Origin of the sequence: Pseudolysinimonas sp. (genome assembly GCF_051954455.1) — a bacterium.
Taxonomy (GTDB): domain Bacteria; phylum Actinomycetota; class Actinomycetes; order Actinomycetales; family Microbacteriaceae; genus Pseudolysinimonas.
Genome location: NZ_JBQCHS010000015.1, coordinates 116,963 through 134,824, shown reverse-complemented (window position 1 = coordinate 134,824; position 17,862 = coordinate 116,963). Strand labels below are relative to the sequence as shown.

General features: G+C 71.9%; 17 protein-coding genes. 10 read left to right on the top strand and 7 right to left on the bottom strand.

Annotated features, from left to right (window positions below):
• Positions 1 to 19: 19 nt before the first annotated feature.
• The gene (locus tag ACTHM3_RS07015) at positions 20 to 1,321 is read right to left on the bottom strand and encodes an ABC transporter substrate-binding protein (protein ID WP_440405390.1); all 1,302 of its coding nucleotides are present in this window, start codon (positions 1,319 to 1,321) and stop codon (positions 20 to 22) included.
• Positions 1,322 to 1,428: 107 nt separating this feature from the next.
• Here ACTHM3_RS07015 and ACTHM3_RS07010 point away from each other — a divergent pair, with 107 nt between their 5' ends.
• The 5 genes from ACTHM3_RS07010 (at position 1,429) to ACTHM3_RS06990 (ending at position 5,536) form a co-directional block, all read left to right on the top strand.
• The gene (locus tag ACTHM3_RS07010; protein ID WP_440405389.1) at positions 1,429 to 2,439 is read left to right on the top strand and encodes a LacI family DNA-binding transcriptional regulator; all 1,011 of its coding nucleotides are present in this window, start codon (positions 1,429 to 1,431) and stop codon (positions 2,437 to 2,439) included.
• A gap of 66 nt (positions 2,440 to 2,505) precedes the next feature.
• Positions 2,506 to 2,706: a hypothetical protein gene (locus tag ACTHM3_RS07005; protein WP_440405388.1), complete on the top strand. Its 201-nt coding sequence runs from the start codon at positions 2,506 to 2,508 to the stop codon at positions 2,704 to 2,706.
• A 64-nt stretch (positions 2,707 to 2,770) separates the two neighbouring features.
• The gene (locus ACTHM3_RS07000) at positions 2,771 to 3,484 is read left to right on the top strand and encodes a hypothetical protein (protein ID WP_440405387.1); all 714 of its coding nucleotides are present in this window, start codon (positions 2,771 to 2,773) and stop codon (positions 3,482 to 3,484) included.
• Between the two features lie 31 nt (positions 3,485 to 3,515).
• Positions 3,516 to 4,199, top strand: a complete 684-nt coding sequence (locus tag ACTHM3_RS06995) for a response regulator transcription factor (protein ID WP_440405386.1) — start codon at positions 3,516 to 3,518, stop codon at positions 4,197 to 4,199.
• Positions 4,196 to 5,536 (top strand): HAMP domain-containing sensor histidine kinase, encoded by a 1,341-nt coding sequence (locus ACTHM3_RS06990; protein WP_440405385.1) that lies wholly within the window; start codon positions 4,196 to 4,198, stop codon positions 5,534 to 5,536. Before ACTHM3_RS06995 ends, ACTHM3_RS06990 begins: the two co-directional genes overlap by 4 nt.
• 14 nt (positions 5,537 to 5,550) lie before the next feature.
• Here ACTHM3_RS06990 and ACTHM3_RS06985 read toward each other — a convergent pair whose 3' ends face one another.
• Genes ACTHM3_RS06985 through ACTHM3_RS06975 form a run of 3 tightly spaced genes read right to left on the bottom strand, consistent with a single transcriptional unit; the run spans position 5,551 to position 9,545 of the window.
• The gene (locus ACTHM3_RS06985) at positions 5,551 to 6,381 is read right to left on the bottom strand and encodes a ferritin-like domain-containing protein (RefSeq protein WP_440405384.1); all 831 of its coding nucleotides are present in this window, start codon (positions 6,379 to 6,381) and stop codon (positions 5,551 to 5,553) included.
• Positions 6,382 to 8,700 carry an SDR family oxidoreductase gene (locus ACTHM3_RS06980; RefSeq protein ID WP_440405383.1) on the bottom strand — a complete coding sequence of 773 codons (2,319 nt, stop codon included), beginning with the start codon at positions 8,698 to 8,700 and terminating at the stop codon, positions 6,382 to 6,384.
• On the bottom strand, positions 8,697 to 9,545 hold the full coding sequence (locus ACTHM3_RS06975; protein WP_440405382.1) for a hypothetical protein: 849 nt from the start codon (positions 9,543 to 9,545) through the stop codon (positions 8,697 to 8,699). Before ACTHM3_RS06975 ends, ACTHM3_RS06980 begins: the two co-directional genes overlap by 4 nt.
• Positions 9,546 to 9,625: 80 nt before the next feature.
• On the opposite strand from ACTHM3_RS06975, the gene ACTHM3_RS06970 reads away from it, so the two are divergent.
• The 5 genes from ACTHM3_RS06970 to ACTHM3_RS06950 are packed head-to-tail and all read left to right on the top strand — an operon-like array spanning position 9,626 to position 14,823.
• Positions 9,626 to 10,417, top strand: a complete 792-nt coding sequence (locus ACTHM3_RS06970) for an SDR family NAD(P)-dependent oxidoreductase (protein ID WP_440405381.1) — start codon at positions 9,626 to 9,628, stop codon at positions 10,415 to 10,417.
• The gene (locus ACTHM3_RS06965; RefSeq protein ID WP_440405380.1) at positions 10,414 to 11,184 is read left to right on the top strand and encodes a lysophospholipid acyltransferase family protein; all 771 of its coding nucleotides are present in this window, start codon (positions 10,414 to 10,416) and stop codon (positions 11,182 to 11,184) included. The genes ACTHM3_RS06970 and ACTHM3_RS06965 overlap by 4 nt, the downstream gene beginning before the upstream one ends.
• A complete protein-coding gene (locus tag ACTHM3_RS06960) occupies positions 11,181 to 12,980 on the top strand; it encodes an FAD-binding oxidoreductase (protein WP_440405379.1) in 1,800 nt (599 codons plus the stop codon). Before ACTHM3_RS06965 ends, ACTHM3_RS06960 begins: the two co-directional genes overlap by 4 nt.
• A gap of 32 nt (positions 12,981 to 13,012) precedes the next feature.
• Positions 13,013 to 13,927, top strand: a complete 915-nt coding sequence (locus ACTHM3_RS06955) for a pseudouridine-5'-phosphate glycosidase (RefSeq protein WP_440405378.1) — start codon at positions 13,013 to 13,015, stop codon at positions 13,925 to 13,927.
• A complete protein-coding gene (locus ACTHM3_RS06950; RefSeq protein ID WP_440405377.1) occupies positions 13,924 to 14,823 on the top strand; it encodes a carbohydrate kinase family protein in 900 nt (299 codons plus the stop codon). The genes ACTHM3_RS06955 and ACTHM3_RS06950 overlap by 4 nt, the downstream gene beginning before the upstream one ends.
• A 16-nt stretch (positions 14,824 to 14,839) precedes the next feature.
• Here ACTHM3_RS06950 and ACTHM3_RS06945 read toward each other — a convergent pair whose 3' ends face one another.
• The 3 genes from ACTHM3_RS06945 to ACTHM3_RS06935 all read right to left on the bottom strand — a co-directional run bounded on the left by ACTHM3_RS06945 (position 14,840) and on the right by ACTHM3_RS06935 (position 17,803).
• Positions 14,840 to 16,204: a cryptochrome/photolyase family protein gene (locus tag ACTHM3_RS06945; protein ID WP_440405376.1), complete on the bottom strand. Its 1,365-nt coding sequence runs from the start codon at positions 16,202 to 16,204 to the stop codon at positions 14,840 to 14,842.
• The gene (locus tag ACTHM3_RS06940) at positions 16,201 to 16,644 is read right to left on the bottom strand and encodes a MarR family winged helix-turn-helix transcriptional regulator (RefSeq protein ID WP_440405375.1); all 444 of its coding nucleotides are present in this window, start codon (positions 16,642 to 16,644) and stop codon (positions 16,201 to 16,203) included. Before ACTHM3_RS06940 ends, ACTHM3_RS06945 begins: the two co-directional genes overlap by 4 nt.
• 235 nt (positions 16,645 to 16,879) lie before the next feature.
• Positions 16,880 to 17,803 carry an NADP-dependent oxidoreductase gene (locus ACTHM3_RS06935; RefSeq protein ID WP_440405472.1) on the bottom strand — a complete coding sequence of 308 codons (924 nt, stop codon included), beginning with the start codon at positions 17,801 to 17,803 and terminating at the stop codon, positions 16,880 to 16,882.
• Positions 17,804 to 17,862 lie beyond the last annotated feature (59 nt).

Sequence of the window (17,862 nt, the reverse complement as noted above, 5' to 3'; positions counted from 1 at the left end):
ACCCTAGAGCGGGGTGCCCCTACTTCTTGAGCGCACCCTCGAGCCGGGTCTGCAGGGTCTGCAGCGACTCCTTCGGCGTCTCCTTGAGCGAGAGGACGTTCTGCGCCCAGTCGGTCATGGGGGTGGTGCTGTCGACGATGGTCACGTTCGCGAAGAGCGCATCGCCGCCCGGCGCCGCCCAGGTCTTGCAGATCGGCTGCCAGTCCGAGATCAGCTTCGCCGCGTTGGGATCGGACTTGAACTCCGGCGTCTCGGCGATCGACCGCAGCACCGGCAGCCCGATCCCGGTGTGCTGCGTCCAGAGCGGCGCCATGTTCTTGTAGTAGTACGTCAGGAACGCCTCGGAGCCCTTCTGGCTGGGGGTGTTCGTGTACATCATGATGTTGTTGGGGAAGAAGAGCGCCCCCTTCTTGCCGGTCGCCCCCGTGAGCGGGTCGCCGATCACGATGTCCTTGGTGAAGGTGCCGCCGAGGTTCGAGGCGAGCCCCGGCCCCTCGAACCCCATCGCGAACTTGCCGGCCTTCCACTGCGCCTGCGCGTTGTCGGTCGAGTAGCCCACGCTGCCCGGGTCCACGTACCCCTTGCGGATCATCTCGACCACGAACTCCAGGGCCTGCACGTTCTCATCCGTGACGCAGCGGGGCTTCTGCTCCTCGTCGAAGAGGCCGCCGCCGTTGTTGATGAGCAGCCCCACCAGCACCTGGAACCCGTTGCCCTGTGGCCCGGCGGAGATTCCGAACCCGTAGGCGCCGATCTTCTTGAGCGCCTCGCACGCGTCGAGGTAGGACTGCCAGTCGGTCGGCGCCTGGACGCCCGCCTTCTGCAGCAGGGGTGCGCTCAGCCAGAGCGCGCGCATGTCGAGGTTGTAGGGCACCGCCACATAGCCCTTGGGGGTCTTCATGGTGTCGAGGAGCCCCGGCAGGAAGTCGTCGTGGAGGCCGTTCTTCTTCCAGGAGTCGAGCAGGTCGTCGGCGTAGGCGATCTGGCCCTGCTCGGCGAACTGGAACGCCTGGGTGCCGCTGCCGCTGCTCACGGCCGGACCGGTCTTCGAGGCGATGGCCGACGCGAAGGTGGCGACGAAGTTCGCCCACTGCACCGCTTGGTAGGTCACCGGAGGCAGCCCGTGGGCGGGCCGGTACGCCTGGCTGATCTTCTTGTCGAGCGGGTTGAAGCTCACCCCGCCCCACGGCATGTTCCAGAATTTGAGCGGCTTGCCCGAGCCCGCGCCCGACCCGGAGCAGGCCGCGAGAGCGGCGGCGAGGCCGAGGGCCGCCGATCCGGCGAGCACCGAGCGGCGGGTGAGGAGGCGGGTGTCGTTCACGGGGTCCCTTCGACGGTGAAGAAGCTGCCGTCATGCTGACACTGCTTCGGACGCGGATCGCGGGACGCGGATCGAAGTTTGCGCAACTCCCGCGGTACGGTCGGCTCGTGTCCTCACCGCGGAAGGCCGTGACCCTCTCCGACATCGCCGCGCGCGTGGGCACCAGCGTGCCGACCGTGTCCAAGGTGCTCCGCGGGCGCACCGACGTCTCGACCGCGATGCGCCGCCGCGTGCTCGACGCAGCCCACGCGCTCGGCTACCTCCCCCAGGATCGGGCGACCTCGCGGTCCACTCCGCTCGCGCCGCTCGTGGATCTCGTCATCAGCAACGTCGAGGGCACCTGGGCGAACGGTGTGCTGTCCGGCGTCGAGGAGGCCGCGACCGACGCGGGGGTCGACGTCGTGCTCACGATCGCGCGGCCGGGGCGCGAGTGGGTCGCCCGACTCCTCCGCCGTCCCTCGGAGGGCGCGGTCATCATGCTCGTCGATCCGGCCCCCGCCGAGCTCGCCGCCCTCACCCGGGCCGGCATCGCCGTCGTCCTCGTCGACCCCATGAGCCCGGCGCCGAGCCACATCCCGACGGTCGGCGTCACCAATCGCGAGGGGGGTCGGGTGGCGGCGGAGCACCTCCTCGCCCTCGGTCACCGCGACTTCGGCATCGTCGCGGGCGCGCGGCGGCACCGCTACAGCACCGCCCGGGTCGAGGGATTCCGCACGGCGCTCGACGGGGCCGCAGCGCGCATCGTCTTCGGCGGCTGGGATCGCGCCACGGCTCGCGCCGAGGCCCGCGCCCTCTTCGCCGGCCCGCATCGCCCGACGGCGGTGTTCGCCTGCTCCGACCTCATGGCGCTCGGCGTGTACGACGCCGCGGCCGAGCTCGGCATCCACATCCCGGAGGATCTCAGCGTGGTCGGCTTCGACGACGTCCCCGAGGCGCAGTGGGCCTCTCCCCCGTTGACGACGGTGCGGCAGCCGATCACGGACATGGGCGCCGCGGCGCTGCGGGCGCTCCTCGTCGCCCGCTCGGAGCGGCAGCGCGCGACGGCGGCGCGGCTGGAGCTCCCGACCTCGCTCGTCCCGCGCTCCTCGACCCGGTCCCCGGCGGGAGCTCGCCGCTGAGCGGCCGCCCCTGAGCACGGGCCGAGTCCGTTCGCCGGGAGCGCCGCGGCACGGCACACTGGAGGCATGGCGAGCAACGCGAGCGGCAACCAGTCCGAATCGGCCCAGACGTGGGACGAGGTCGACAGCGGCATGTCCGACGACGTCGACAACAGCCTCACCGGCCAGGGCACCGCGGACCGCGAGATGACGAAGGACGCGGACCGCGACGAGGCGGTCGAGGACGAGGACGGCGGCGACGACCCGAAGGTCATCTCCGTCTCCTGACGGTTTACGCTCCCCGAACACGAGCCTGATCGGGGCGCGACGCGCGCGGCGGAGAGTCGTCGCCATGAAGACACCTCTCCTGATCGCCGCGCCCCTCGTGGCCGGCGCGTTGCTGGCCGGCGTCGCGACGCCGGCGTTCGCCGACGGCTCGCCGAGCCCCGCTCCTACCGCGACGCACGCCGCCGCCTCCCTCTCCGACATCCAGGCGAAGGGAGCCGCGGCCACCTCGAAGCGGATCGCTTCGCTCACCGCGGAGATCTCCAAGATCACGTCCGCGAAGGGCATCAGCTCGAGCGACCAGAGCACGGTGCTCGCGACACTCAACGCCGACGTGACCGGCATGAAGACCCTCGCGACCAAGATCGCGGCCGACACGAGCGTGTCGACGGCGCGCACGGACTACCGCAGCATCTACGAGACCTACCGCGTGTACGTCGTGGCGCTCCCGCAGGCGCGCATCACCGCGGCGGCCGACCGGCTCACCGGAACCGCCATCCCGCGGCTCCAGCAGGTCTCCTCGAAGCTCGCGACCAGGGTGTCGGGCAACTCCGACCTGCAGGCCAAGCTCGACGACCTCAACGCGCAGCTGAAGACCGCCTCCTCCGACACCGACGGTCTCGCGGCCGCGGCGCTCGCCGTGACCCCGGCGGACTTCAACGCGAACCACTCCGCGATGACCGGGCTGCACGACAAGGCGAAGGCCGCGCTCGCCGCGGTGAAGCAGGCCGCGCAGGACGCGAAGGCGATCCACCAGGGTCTGAAGCCGACCACGAAGTGAACCCCGGCGGGGCCGCGGGTACGGTGAGCGGGTGAACGCCGACCGCGGCCTCGTCGTCGTGCTCGAGGACGAGCGCGCGATCGCCGAGATGGAGCGCCTGTACCTGCAACAGGCGGGGTTCGGCGTGCACGTCGCGACCGACGGGCACGCGGGCCTGGCCGACATCCGCCGGCTCTCGCCGGTCGTGGTGCTCGTCGACATCGGGCTGCCCGGCTTGGACGGCCTCGAGGTCGTCCGACGCCTCCGTGCCGACGGCGACTGGGTGCCGGTCGTGTTCGTCACGGCGCACGACGGCGAGGTCGACCGGATCGTCGGGCTCGAGTTGGGTGCCGACGACTACGTGACGAAGCCCTTCTCACCGCGCGAGCTGGTCGCCCGGGTCAAGGGGCTCGTGCGCCGATCGGCGGCGCCCGCCGCGGCGACCGTCCGCCGGGCCGGCCGCATCGAGCTGGACGAGGGCACGCGCCGGGTGCGGGCCGACGGCGAGCCGGTGGAGCTCACCACCACCGAGTTCGACCTCCTCGCGCACCTGCTCTCCCGCCCCGGTCAGGTGTTCACCCGCGAGCAGCTCCTCTCGGCGGTGTGGGGGATGGCCGACTACAGCGGCACCCGCACCGTCGACGTGCACATCGCCCAGCTGCGGGCGAAGCTCGGACACCCCGATCCGATCCGCACGGTGCGCGGCGTCGGCTACGCGATCGAGGACACCGCGTGAGGGGGCCGATCCGTCGGCGGCTCCTCGTCGCGACCGTCGTGGTGGCGCTCGTCGCGGTCGTGGTCACGGCGATCGCCGCGCTCACGCTCGTGCGGAGCGTCGACGACTCGGCGGCGCGCGCCCAGCTCGTCGCCCAGGTCGAGCGACTGGTCGCCGCCTCGCCGACCGCTCGCAACGCCGCGATCGACGGGCTCTCGCAGCTCGACGATCCCGGTGTCGTCGTCGCACGTGTCGGCAGGAGCGGGGCGATCACGGGCTCCGCATCGTTCGTCGTCCTCCCGCGGATCGCGACGAAGCTCCGCGCCGGCGACGACGTGTCGACGACCGTACGACGGGGCGGTCAGACCTACGCCGTCGAGGGGCGGCCGACCAAGCAGGGCGGCGGCATCGTGGCGGCGCAGGACATCGCGACGGCCCGCACCCTCACGCCGACCGTACTGGCGCGCGTCCTGCTCGCGCTCGCGATCGGATTCGTCGTCGCCCTGATCGTGGCGGTCATCGCCTCGCGCGCCCTGTCGCGACCCCTGGTGCGCCTCGCCGGCGCGGCGCGGCGGCTCGCATCGGGGGAGCGCAACGTGCCTCTGGACCCCAGCCCCATCGACGAGGTCGCCGACGTCGAGTCGGCGCTCGGCTCGCTCGACCGGGCGCTCGCGCACTCCGAGGGGCGGCAGCGCGAGTTCCTGCTCTCGATCTCGCACGAGCTCCGCACCCCGCTCACCGCGATCCGCGGCTACGCCGAGGCGCTGCGCGACGGGGTCGTGCCGCCCGAGCAGCTGCCCGAGGTCGGTCGGACGCTCGAGGCCGAGTCCACCCGACTGACCGCCTTCACCGACGACCTGCTCGCACTCGCCCGGTTGGAGGCGGAGGACTTCCCGGTGCAGCCGGTCGACGTCGAGCTCGGCGCGGTCCTCCGCGAGGCGGCGGCCGCGTGGCTCGCCCGGGCCGCATCCGGGCACGTGGAGATCGACGTGGACGCGGTCGGCCCGGTGACCGCCCGCACGGATCCGGCGCGGGCACGGCAGGTCGTCGACGGACTGCTCGAGAACGCCCTGCGGGTGAGCCCCGCGGGGTCGCGCATCGTGCTCCGCGCCGGGAGGACGGACGGCGGCGCCGCGGTCCTCGAGGTCGCCGACGGGGGGCCGGGTCTCACCCCCGACGACGCCGAGCACGCCTTCGAGCGCGGGCGCCTGCGCGACCGCTACCGCGACGTCCGGCCGGTCGGAACGGGGCTGGGTCTGTCGATCGCGGCCCGCCTGGTGGAGCGACTGGGCGGCACGATCAGCGCGCACTCCACGCCGGGCGGTGCGGTCTTCCGGATCGTGCTGCCGGCGAGCTGAATCCGCGAGCTGATCTACGCGGCGACGAGCTCCTCGACCGGGGCCTCCTCAGTCGCGGAGATGTGGAAGCGCTCGAGCGAGTTCTCCACGATCCTGAGCCCCGACATGCCGGGCAGCTTCGCGATGTGCGAGTCCACGTCCTGGATGAGCTTGCGGCCCTCGGGCCCCGAGAACATCTGACGCATGACGTGCTCGACCTCGGAGTCGGGGCTGATGCCCGAGCCGACCGGCTTCCAGAACTTGTTGAGGGCGAAGCGCGCGATGACCTGCGCCTTCTTGGAGTCGGCGAGGCGCGCGCGCGCCTGCGAGGCGTAGAACGCGACGTGCTTCGTCTCCTGCGCCGCGATCCGCTTCAGCAGCTCGCCGAGCACGGGGTGGTTCTGCTGCTTGGCGAGGCGCAGGTAGGCGGCGTTCGCCGACCACTCGTTGACGGCTCCCCAGGCCATGTGCACGGCGACGAAGTCGTGACCGACCAGCCCGCCCATGAGCGACTGCTTGATCGGGTCGAGGCGGTCCTTCCAGCCGAGCTTGACGCGGTTCGCCTTCAGCTCGTCGAAGTCGAGCGTCATCCCGTGCTTGTTGAGCACCGCGGCGAGGGCCTCGCCGTGCCAGAACTCCTCGCGGTTCCACATCGTCATGAAGGCGCCGATCTCCGGCTCCTTGTGCGACGGGGTGGTCAGCAGATCGCGGAGGTAGCAGACGGTGTGATATTCCACATCGGCCATGTACCGGATCGTGCGCAGCGTCTGCGCGGGAAGCGGATCCGTGTCGAACGCGTCGAAGTCGAGGTCGCTCCAGGCGACGCTCTGCGAGTTCGTCGTGTACTTGTCGATGTCGAAGGCCATCTAGGCGTCCTGTCGTTCGGGCTCGGGTCGTTCTGTCGGCGCTGCCTCGATCTCATCACGCTTCGGTGAGTGAGCGCTGCGCTTCCAGCTGTCGATTCTCCAATGTCTTCGTTGCGCCTCGCGCTGCAGTTGGGTGTCGGGGTTGACCGCGTGCGGATGCCCGAGCAGTTCCAGCCAGCCGACGTCGGCATGCGAGTCGCCGTATCCGTACGAACCGGAGAGGTCGAGCCCGTTCTGGTCGGCATAGCGCTGCAGCCAAGCGGCGCGCGCCTCGGCGACGAGCGGCGGGCGACCGAGGAACCCGGTGAGGACCCCGTCGCGCACGTGCATGTCGCTCGCGACGACCTCGTCCACCAGGCCGGCGATGGGCTCGACGAGCAGGCCGATGGACCCCGTGACGAGAACCGTGCGGTGGCCCGCGTCGCGGTGCGCCTTGATCCGCGCGACCGCGTCGGGGCTGACGTGCCGGCGGAGGGTGTCGCCGTAGCCGCCCTGGACGATCCGCTCGAGGCGCGCCAGCGGCATGCCCTCGTAGCGCCGCAGGAACGACCGGATGAACTCGCCCCGGTCGCGGCGATCGGTGCGCAGGTACCCCGGCGCGGACGCGAGCAACCGCGCGAACTCCGCCGGCCACGCCGCCTTGCGCAGGCCCGCGGAGCGCACCCACAGGTACTGCTGGACGATGTTCGAGTCGACGACGGTGCCCTCGAGGTCGAACACCGCGACGACGTCGCTGCGCTGCGGCAGCTCGCGGCGGGGCTTCGACGACGCCGGCGTCGAGGGGCCCTGCTTCCGCTTCGAGTAGGCGCGCGTCATGCCGGTGATCGCCGGGAAGTGCACGTTCTGGAGGTAGTCCTCCCAGTCGATGCCCGGCACGTCGAAGCCGCGGTCGGCGCGCTTCGTCTTCGGGATCGCGTCGTTGAGGGCGCGTGTGTTGCTGTCGTCGAAGATGATCTCGGTCTGCGTGTACGCCCGGTAGAGCTGAGCGAAGTTGCGCAGGGTCTCGAGGTCGTGCGCGCCGGACTCCAGCTTCGCGAGGTTCTCACGGATGGCCGGCGTCTGCGGCAGGCGGCGCAGGAGCGCCGCTGCGCGGACCGCCGCCTTCTCGCGGCGGACGATCCCGCGCTCGACCTTGCGCCCGCCCGGGAACTTCCAGGTCGGCACGCGGATCTCCCCCGGCTCGCCCGGCTTCGGCATCGGGTGCTCGAGGAAGTAGCGGTTGACGTTCTCGAACATCCGGTGGAACGGGAGCGGATTGGAGGCGCCCGAGCTCACGTGGAAGTACTGCGCCTTCGCCTTGTCGGGGTTCGCCGCCGCCGCGAGGACGGTGTTGACGACGTAGTCGACCGGGATCAGGTCGAGGATCGAGTCGGGCAGGCCCGGGAACTCGGGCAGCTGACCGCGCCCGTAGGCGATGATCAGCGGGTCGGCGACCTTGAAGCCGTCGATCCACCCCGGGAACGGATGCTGAATCGCGGACTCGATGATGGTCGGTCGCACGATCGAGAGCCGATGGCCGTTGGCGGCCCACAGCTCCTCCGCGGCACGCTCCGCGCTCGCCTTGGTCAGGGTGTAGACGTCGGTCCAGCCGAGCGACTCGGCGCGGGTGCGGCCGGCGTCGACGAGCTGCGCCTCGACCCACTCGACGCGGGCGGCCTCCGTCGCCTTCGACACGGCCTGCGGGCCCTGCTTGCCGTGCTGATCGCGCGCCTTCTCGAGCATCGCGCGGAGCCGCTCCGGGCGGCGCGATTCGAGCTCGACCTCCTCGCGCGCGGCGCGGGCCGCGGCGTACTCGGCACGCCAGTCGACGTTGTGCTTGAGACTCGCCTCGGGCTGCACGCCCTTGCGGAGCCCCCCGACGTAACAGGTCGAGACATGGACGACGTGCGGGTCGCCGCCCGTCGCGAGCAGCGCCTCGTAGAGGTTCATGGCGCCGCCGACGTTGGTGTCGAACGCCTGGTCGATCGGCGGGTCGAACGAGACCGACGCCGCGGAGTGGATGACCAGGTCGAGGTCCGTCGGCAGCTCGGGGACCCGCGAGAGCGAGCCGTCGATCACGCGGACGCGCTCGGCGACCGCCGCGTCGACGGCCTCCTGGCCGACCCGCTCGCGCCAGGTCGAGAAGACGGGCTTGCGGAGCAGGGTGCGGAGGCGGTCGGCCCCGCCGGCGGAGCCCTTGCCGCGGATGAGCAGCGAGATCGTGGTGCCCGGGTGATCGGCCAGCAGGCGCTCGAGGATGGCCTGGCCGACGAACCCGGTGGCGCCCGTCAGCAGGACGTGCGCGGAACCGAGGTCGGTGGATGCGCGCTTCGGGGTCACGGAGCGAGCCTCGCCGCCACCACGGGTGCGACGGGCTGCATGCCGGGCAGGGACGCGATGAGCGCTCCGATGCGGTTGACGGCCGCCTGACCCTCGCCGCCGCCGAAGACGATGCGCTCGAACGCGTCGCGCTCGTCACCGGCCAGCTCGGTCGCTCCGACGGGCCACGCCATCCGGCTCAGCTCCCTGCGGGTGAGTCGGCGACCCTTGCGCGAGGACGCGAGGCGGCGCTGCGCCTCCTCGGCGAAGAAGGCGATGTGGCGCGACTTGACGTCGAGGACCATCTCCACGACGGAGCCGAGCGCCGCCGCCAGTTCGCCGAGCTTGCGGTAGGCGATCTGCCCGATCCACTCGTCGACGAGCTGGGTGGTGATGTGCGCGTCGACGAGCGCGGGGCCGGCGATGTTCGCGGCGATCGCGCGCTTCACCGGGCCGCGCCGCTCGACGCGCTCGCTCAGCGTGGTGCGCGGCGGCGCCGTGAACTCGGTGGCGGCGCGCTCCTCCTCGGCCGCGTCGAGCACGGCGTCGAGCGCGTCGGCGAGCCAGAACTTCTCGAACGCCCAGGTGGTGAGGAACGCGGTCACCCGCGCGTCCTTGTGGGTCGCGGTCACGAGCACGTTGCGCATGCGGTGCATGGTGGTGCGCTCGAGGTCGCGGAGGGTCCGGGTGAGCCGGACGGCGTCGAGCGGCAGCTCGTGCACCCCGCTCAGATCGAGCTCCGCGCGGTGGTTGCCGCGGGCGGTCCGCGCGAACTCACGGATGTCGAAGGAGTCGTCCATCGTGCGGGTCTCCGGGGTCGCCGACGCGAGCGTGGCGCTCGGAGCGTCGGAGTGCTGGGGGGTCATCGGAGCAGGCCCTTCCTGGCCGGAGCGGGGGTTCATCGGTGTCCCGGAACCGCGCGCGCTTGCACCGTATCGTAAGCCATATGGCCATCGCAGGGGGCATCGCGCTCGTCACCGGCGGCACCTCCGGCATCGGTGCCGCGTTCGCGCGCGCCCTCGCTCGCCGCGGGCACGATCTCGTGCTCGTGGCGCGCTCCGAGGGGCCGCTCGAGTCCATGGCGGCCGAGCTGCGGTCGCTCGGCCGCGAGGTCGAGACGATCGTCGCGGACCTCGCCGACGACGAGGCGACCGCCCGCGTCGCCGCCCGGCTGCGCGACGCCGAGCGCCCGGTCGAGGTCCTCGTCAACAACGCCGGCTTCGGCCTGCGCACGCGCATCCTCGGCGCGGACGTCGCCGAGCACGACCGCGCGTTCGACGTCATGATCCGCGCCGTCTTCGTCCTGGCGTCGGCGGCGGGCGAGGCGATGCGCGCCCGCGGCCACGGGACGATCGTGAACGTCGGCAGCGTCTCCGGCCGCACCTCGATGAACGCCTACTCGGCGACCAAGGCGTGGGTCAACACGTTCTCCGAGGTGCTGGCCAACGAGCTGCACGGCAGCGGCGTCACGGTCACGAACCTCGAACCCGGATGGGTGCACACCGAGTTCCATCAGCGCGCCGACCTGCGCTCGTCGAGCATCCCGAACTTCCTCTGGCTCGACGCCGAATACCTCGTCGACCGCTGTCTGCGCGACGCCGAGAGGGGCAAGGTCCTGTCCATACCGAGTGTTCGGTTCCAAGTGCTCACCTGGTTCACCCGACATCTGCCGAGCGCGGCGATGCGGGCGATCTCCCGCCGGATCGCGCTACGCCGGCGCGATACGGTTACCCCATGACCGGCGACGACGCGGCGAAGAAGCCCCCCCGCGATCGGTTCAACTCCAAGGGCCATGCGGCCGCCCGGTTCGTGGCGCAGCACCTGCTCCTGAAGCCGGTCGTCTGGTCGGTGGTGACCGTGCAGATCCACGGGCGCGAGAAGCTCAAGAAGACCAACGGCGCCTTCATCGTCGTCGCCAACCACTCCTCGCACCTCGACGCCCCGCTCATCCTCGGCTCGCTCCCGCGCAAGATGTCGCGCTACCTCGCGGCGGGCGCGGCCGCCGACTACTTCTTCGACGTGTGGTGGCGGCGCGGCCTGACAGCCCTCTTCTTCAACGCCTTCCCGGTCGACCGCACCGGCAACCACCCCCGCCGGGTGAGCGCCAAGGAGCTGCTGCAGCGCGGGGTCCCGCTGCTCGTCTTCCCGGAGGGCGGGCGCTCCAAGGACCTCAAGATGCACCCCTTCAAGCCGGGCGCCGCAGCGCTCGCGATCTCGGTCGGCGTGCCGATCGTCCCCGTCGCGCTCGTCGGCGCCGGCGAGGCGCATCCGAGCGGATCGAGCTGGCCGAAGCCCGGACGGCTGCCGGTCGGCGTCGTGTTCGGCGACCCCATGACGCCCGGTCCGGACGAGAACGCGGTCACGTTCATGACCCGCGTGCACGACGTCGTCGAGGGGATGGTCGAGGCGCACGGCCCGCGTATCCTCGCTTCGGAGAATTCGGCCGGAGGCGCGACGCCGCCGGACGACAAGGCTGGGACCGGATCCGGAGGAGCGGCCACATGAGCGACGTCAAGCACATGAAGTGGTGGGGGTGGGGCGTCGAGGGCGTCGGCTTCCACTGGCAGGACAAGCCGGGCTTCGCGCCCATCGTGATGAAGGCCATCGGCCTCGACCTCCACACCGCCAGCCCCGTCGAGAAGCCCGTCTTCGAGGACCTGTCCATCGCCGGGCCGGTCGTCTCCGACGACCTGCTGGCGACCCTCAAGGGCATCGTCGGCGACGACGACGCGACCATCGCCCCGATGGAGCGCGTCGTCCACACCTACGGCAAGAGCCTCCGCGACCTCGTGCGCATCCGCGCCGACGCGGTCGAGCGCTACGTCGACGTCGTGGTCTACCCGGACGACGAGCAGGAGGTCCAGGCGGTCGTCGACGCGGCGGTCGCGGCCGACGCCGTCATCATCCCGTTCGGCGGCGGCAGCAACATCGCCGGCAGCCTCGAGCCGATGAAGGACGAGACGCGCGCCGTCATCTCCCTCGACCTCGGACGCCTCAACAGGCTCGTCTCCATCGACGAGACGTCGGGCCTCGCCCGCATCCAGGCCGGCGTGCAGGGCCCCGACATGGAGGAGCAGCTGGGCGCGAAGGGCTGGACCCTCGGGCACTTCCCCGACTCCTTCACCCACTCGACGCTCGGCGGCTGGGTCGCGACCCGCAGCTCCGGCATGCAGTCGGACAAGTACGGCGACATCGCCGACATCGCCCGCGGCCTCCGGGTCGTGCGGCCGAGCGTCGACGGCACGGGCACGGACGGCACCCTCGTCATCCGCGGCATCCCCTCGGCCTCCAACGGGCCGAGCGTGCGCGAGATGATCCTCGGCAGCGAGGGACGCCTCGGCGTCATCACCGAGGTCACCGTGCAGGTCCACCGGCTGCCCGAGAAGCGCGACGTCTACGCCTACTTCTTCCCCAACTGGCGCACCGGCATCGAGACGATGCAGGAGCTCGCCGCCTCCGACGTGCACCCGTCGATCACGCGCGTCTCGGACGCCCGTGAGACCGAGTTCACCCTCGCCACGAGCAAGGAGCGGCACGGCTTCTCGAAGTTCACGGCCGAGACCGTGCTCCCGGCGCTCATGCGCCGCAAGGGCTGGAACCTCGACGAGATCTGCATCTCGTTCATCGCCTACGAGGGCGACACCGCCTACGCCAAGCGCCAGAAGAAGCTCGTCGAGGCGATCGTGAAGAAGCACGGCGGGATGGGCGTCGGCGCCGGCCCGGGCGTGCTCTACGACCAGAAGAAGTTCGACACCCCGTACCTGCGCGACTTCCTGCTCGACATGGGCGCCGCAGGCGATGTGTCGGAGTCGGCGATGCCGTGGTCGCAGGTCATCCCGCTCTACGACGCGGTGCGGAAGGCGGCCGATCAGGCGTTCGACGAGATCGGCATCCAGGGCTGGATCATGGCCCACATGTCGCACTCGTACCACTCCGGGGCGTGCCTGTACTTCACGTTCGCGTTCGTCTTCGGCGACGACCCGATCGGCGAGTACGACACCGTGAAGCGCGCGATCCAGCAGGCGTTCGTCGACAACGGCGGGTCGATCTCGCACCACCACGGAGTGGGCGTCGAGCACTCGCCGTGGATCGAGCAGGACATCTCGCCCCAGGGCGTCGCGGTCATGCGCGGGCTCTTCGAGGCGACCGACCCGAAGGGCACGTTCAACCCGCGCAAGGTGGTGCCGGATGCGGCGCCCGCGAGCAACACGGCGCGTCGGTCGGCGGGCGCGGCGGCCACGGTGACGGGCCCGGACGCGGAGCCGGTTGCCACCCGGACTCGGGCCACCGCGGGGTCGTAGCGAGACCGGGAGCCGGGATAGCGTTGTCCACGATGTCCCCCGATTCCCTCTCCGTGTCCCCCGAGGTCGCCGACGCGCTCGCCGCCGGGCGGCCCGTCGTCGCTCTCGAGTCCACGATCATCTCGCACGGGCTCCCGCGCCCCCGCAACCACGAGGCGGCGCGGGAGTTCGAGCAGCTCCTGCGCGACCGGGGCGTCGTACCCGCGACGGTCGCGGTGCTCGACGGGGTCCCGCACGTCGGCCTCGACGCCGAGGGCGTGCGCCGGATCGCGGAGGACGACCTCGTGAAGGCCAGCGTCCGTGACCTCCCCATCCTCGCCGCGCGCGGCGCCTCCGGCGCGACCACGGTCGCCGCCACCGCGCATCTGGCCGCCCGGGCCGGCGTCCGGGTGTTCGCCACCGGCGGCCTCGGCGGCGTGCACCGCGGCGCGGCGGAGACCTTCGACGAGTCGGCCGACATCCCGACGCTCGCGGTCACGCCGATCACGGTGGTGAGCGCCGGGGTCAAGAGCGTCCTCGACATCGCCGCGACGTTGGAGCGGCTCGAGACCCTCAGCGTGCCGGTGGTCGGGTACGGCACCACCCGCTTCCCCGCGTTCTGGCTGCGCGACTCCGGGCACGACCTCGACTGGGGCGTGGAGTCGGGCGCCGAGGTCGCCGCGATCATGGCCGCCCGCGACGCTTCGGGTTCGAGCACCGGCATCGTCGTCGCGAACCCGGTGCCCGCCGAGGACGAGTGGGAGCCCGCCGAGCACGACCGCGTGCTCGCGCAGGCGCTCGGCGAGGCCGAGGCGGCGGGCCTCCGGGGCAAGGCGGTGACGCCGTTCCTGCTCGGCCGGATCGTCGAGCTCTCCGACGGCCGCAGCCTCGAGGTGAACCTCGCGCTCGCCCGCCACAACGTCCGGGTCGCCGCCGACATCGCGACCGCCTGGGCCGACCGGCGGTGAGCGGGTCCGCACCGGGCGAGCGGATCGTCTGCTTCGGCGACCTCGCGAACGACGTCGTGGTCGCGCCGCGCGGCGAGATCCGGGCCGACACCGACACCTCCTCGCACATCCGGCACACCCCCGGCGGATCCGCGGCCAACACGGCGGCGTGGCTCGGCGTCCTCGGTGCGCCCGTCGACCTCGTGGCCTGCGCGGGCCGGCTCGACGTCGCGAACCACGTCGAGTGGCTGCGCGGTCAGGGGGTCGTGCCGCACCTGCACGTCGCGACGGGGCTCGAGACCTCCACGATCGTGATCGTGGTCGAGGGCGACCGGCGCACGATGCTCACCGATCGCGGAGCGAACCGGGCGCTCGGCGACGACCAGGTCACCGACGCTCTCCTCGACGCGGCCGGGTACCTCCACCTCACGGGCTACAACCTCATCGACGGGCCGCGCGCGGCCGGGATGGCGCGGCTGATCGCGCGGGCGCACGACCGCGGCATCCTGGTCTCGATGAATCCGGGCTCGGCGGGCTACATCGCCGACTACGGCGCCGATGCCTTCGTCGCGGAGACCGCGGAGGTGGACCTCATGGTCGCGAACGCCGACGAGGCGACGCTGCTCGCAGGCACGTCCGACGCGCCGGCGGCGGCGCGGCTGCTCGCCGACCGCCACGGGATGGCCGTGGTGACGCAGGGCCCGCGGAGCGTCCTCGTCGCCGCACGCGACGCGGCGCCGCACGAGGTGTCGGTGCCGGCGGCGCGCATGGTCGACCCCACGGGCGCGGGGGACGCGATGGCCGCCGGCTTCCTCAACAGCTGGCGGTCCCAGCGCGACCTCGTGCGCGCGGCGGAGGCGGGCATCCTCGTCGCGGCGCAGGCGATCCAGATGTACGGCGGCCGGCCCCCGTTCTGACCCGCGACCGATCCGTTCAGCGGGTCGTGCGCGCCGCCTTGACGTGCTCGAACGCCGCGAGCGCCTCGGCGCGCGACTGCTTCAGGTCGACGATCGGCTCCGGGTACTCGTCGCCGTCGATCTCGGGCACCCACTGCCGGATGTATTCGCGGTGCGGGTCGAACTTCTCGGCCTGCAGCTCCGGGTTGAAAACCCGGAAGTAGGGAGCCGCGTCGGCGCCCGACCCCGCGACCCACTGCCAGTTCGCGGGGTTGTTGGCCTCGTCGGCGTCGACGAGCGTGTCCCAGAACCACTTCTCGCCGATCCGCCAGTCGATGAGCAGGTTCTTGATGAGGAAGCTCGCCGTCACCATCCGCACGCGGTTGTGCATGTAGCCGGTGGTCCACAGCTCGCGCATGCCGGCGTCGACGAGCGGGATCCCGGTCCGCCCCTGCTGCCACGCCTCGAGGTCGGCCTTCCGCGGGTGCTCCCACGGGAACGCGTCGAACTCCTCGCGGAAGTTGCGATGGGCGAGCCCGGTGTTGTTGTAGAGGATGCTCCAGTCGAACTCGCGCCAGCCGACCTCGCTGAGGAACCGGCCCGCGTTCTTGCGCGCCGCCGCGGTGAGTTCGCCGTGGGCTCGATGCCAGATCTGCACGGGGCTCAACTCGCCGAACCGCAGGCGCGGGCTGAGGTGGGAGGTCGCCTCCTGCGCCGGCAGATCGCGCTCGTGGTAGTCGGCGAGCACCTCGCGGACGAAGTGCTCCAGGCGACGATGGGCGGCGTGCTCGCCCGGTTCCCACCGCTCGCGGAGGCCGCCGGCCCAATCCGGGTGCGTCGGCAGCAGGCCCCAGTCGTCGAGGTCGTCGGAGTCGACGTGTTGCGGCGAGGTCAGCTCGCGCGGGGCGGGCACGAGCTCCCGGACCGGCTGCTGCTGCGCCGCGCGCCAGAACGGCGTGAAGACCTGGAACGGCCGCCCCTGCTCGGTCTGGACGGTCCACGGCTCGACCAGGAGGTTGGCGGCGAAGCTCGCCACCTCGATGTCGTCGCCGCGGAGGCGCTCCTTGAGCCGCGCGTCGATCTCGCGGCTGGCGCCGTACCGACGGTTCCAGAAGACGGCGTCGGCGCCGGTCTCGCGCACGACGGCGGGCACGATCTTCTCCGCGGGGCCGCGGCGCAGCACGAGCCGCCCGCCGCGCCCCGAGAGGTCGTCGGCGAGCGCGGCCAGGCTGTGGTGCAGCCACCAGCGGGTCGCGCCGCCGAGCGGGCGGATGCCGGGGCTCTCCTCGTCGAACAGGTACAGCACGACGACCGGACCGCCGTGGTCGACCGCCGCGCGGAGCGCCGGGTTGTCGGCGATGCGCAGGTCGTCGCGCAGCCAGGCCAGGGCCGGGGCGGTCACAGCGGGTCGACCCCGTGCCGCAGCTTGTCGGTGAGTCGCGCCAGCTCGCGCAGCTCGTCCTGGTCGAGGGACGAGGTCATGATCTCGGCGATCGCGGCCGCGTGGCGGCTGCCGACCCGACGGAAGATCTCGTAGCCGGCTTCCGTCAGGGTCACGATCGTGCCGCGGGCGTCGCGGGGGTCGTCGCTCTTCGTGACGAAGCCGCGGGCCGCGATCCGGTCGAGCAGGCGGCTCACGCTCGGCTGGGTGAGCAGCAGCCGCCGGTTGAGGTCGCGGATGCGCGCGGCGTGCCCCGGCATCCGCGACAGGTTGAACAGGACGTCGTACTCGCTGACCGAGATGTCGTCGTCCGGGAACACGGTGCGGAGGCGGCGGAGGACCGTGACCTGCGCCCGGTAGAGCGCCTCCCACGCGTCGACGGCCTCGGTGCGATCGGTCACACGATCACCCTAAGGAAGTCCGCCGACTTAAATGATTGAGGGCCGGTCGCAGAGGCAAGCGACCGGCCCTCTCCCTTGCACCAAGAGTGTCCTGCAATCACATTCCGCGGTAGCTGCCACAGCAAACAACTAACGCTCTTGAAAGATATAACGGTCGGGTAACGGTGTCTAGTTATCCGTTCGTTATTTTTCCTGGGAAGTCGCCAACAGGACCGGCGGACCCGACGGGCGGCCGTCAGTCGACCGTGAGCACGACCTTGCCCGAGCCGTGCGGCGCCAGCTGGGCGGCGGCGGCGTCGGCGAGCGGCCGTTCCGCGGCGATGGTGGGGACGAGCTCCCCCGAGTCGGAGAGGGCGGCGAGCCGTCGCATGCCCTCACCGTCCGACTCCACGAAGAGTCCGACCGCTCGTACGCCTCGCTCAGCCGCCGCGGCGGAAGCGGCCGCCACCGACTGCGGCGCGAGGGTCACCAGCGTGCCCCCCGGGCTGAGCGTGGGGATCGCCCGCAACGGGTAGTCGCCCCCGACGCAGTCCAGCACGGCGTCGAGGTCGCGCAGCTCCGTCGCGAAGTCGGCCGAACGCGCGTCGATGAGCCGGCTCACGCCGAGCGCCCGCAGGTACTCGGCGTGATGCGCGGATGCGACGGCGACCACCTCGGCTCCGCGCGCGACGGCGATCTGCACGGCCAGGTGCCCCACCCCGCCGGCAGCCGCGGTGATGGCCACTCGCGAGTCGGCTCCGACGCCCGCGGTGTCGACCAGGCTCTGCCACGCGGTGAGGCCGGCGAGCGGAAGCGCCGCCGCCTGGACGTGCGTGAGCCGCTCGGGCTTGCGGACGAGCGCGCGGGCCGGGGCGACCGCGTACTCCGCGTACGCCCCCATCCCGCGCGGGAAGGGGAGCATCCCGAAGACCGGATCGCCGGGGCGATGGATCGTCACTCCGGGTCCGACGGCGTCGACGACCCCGGACACGTCCCACCCCGGCACGAACGGCACGGGGCGACCGAGCGGCGACCCCCGGCGCACCCCCACGTCGACCGGGTTGACACCGGCCGCCGCGACGCGCACCCGTACTTCGCCGATGCCCGGCGTCGGCCGCTCGATCCACCGCTCTTCGAGCACTCCCGTCTCGCCGGTATCGGTCACGAGCATCGCGCGCATGGTCTCCACGGTCGCGACGCTAACCGCCCACCGACCGCAGCGCTGCTGACGAGAATGTC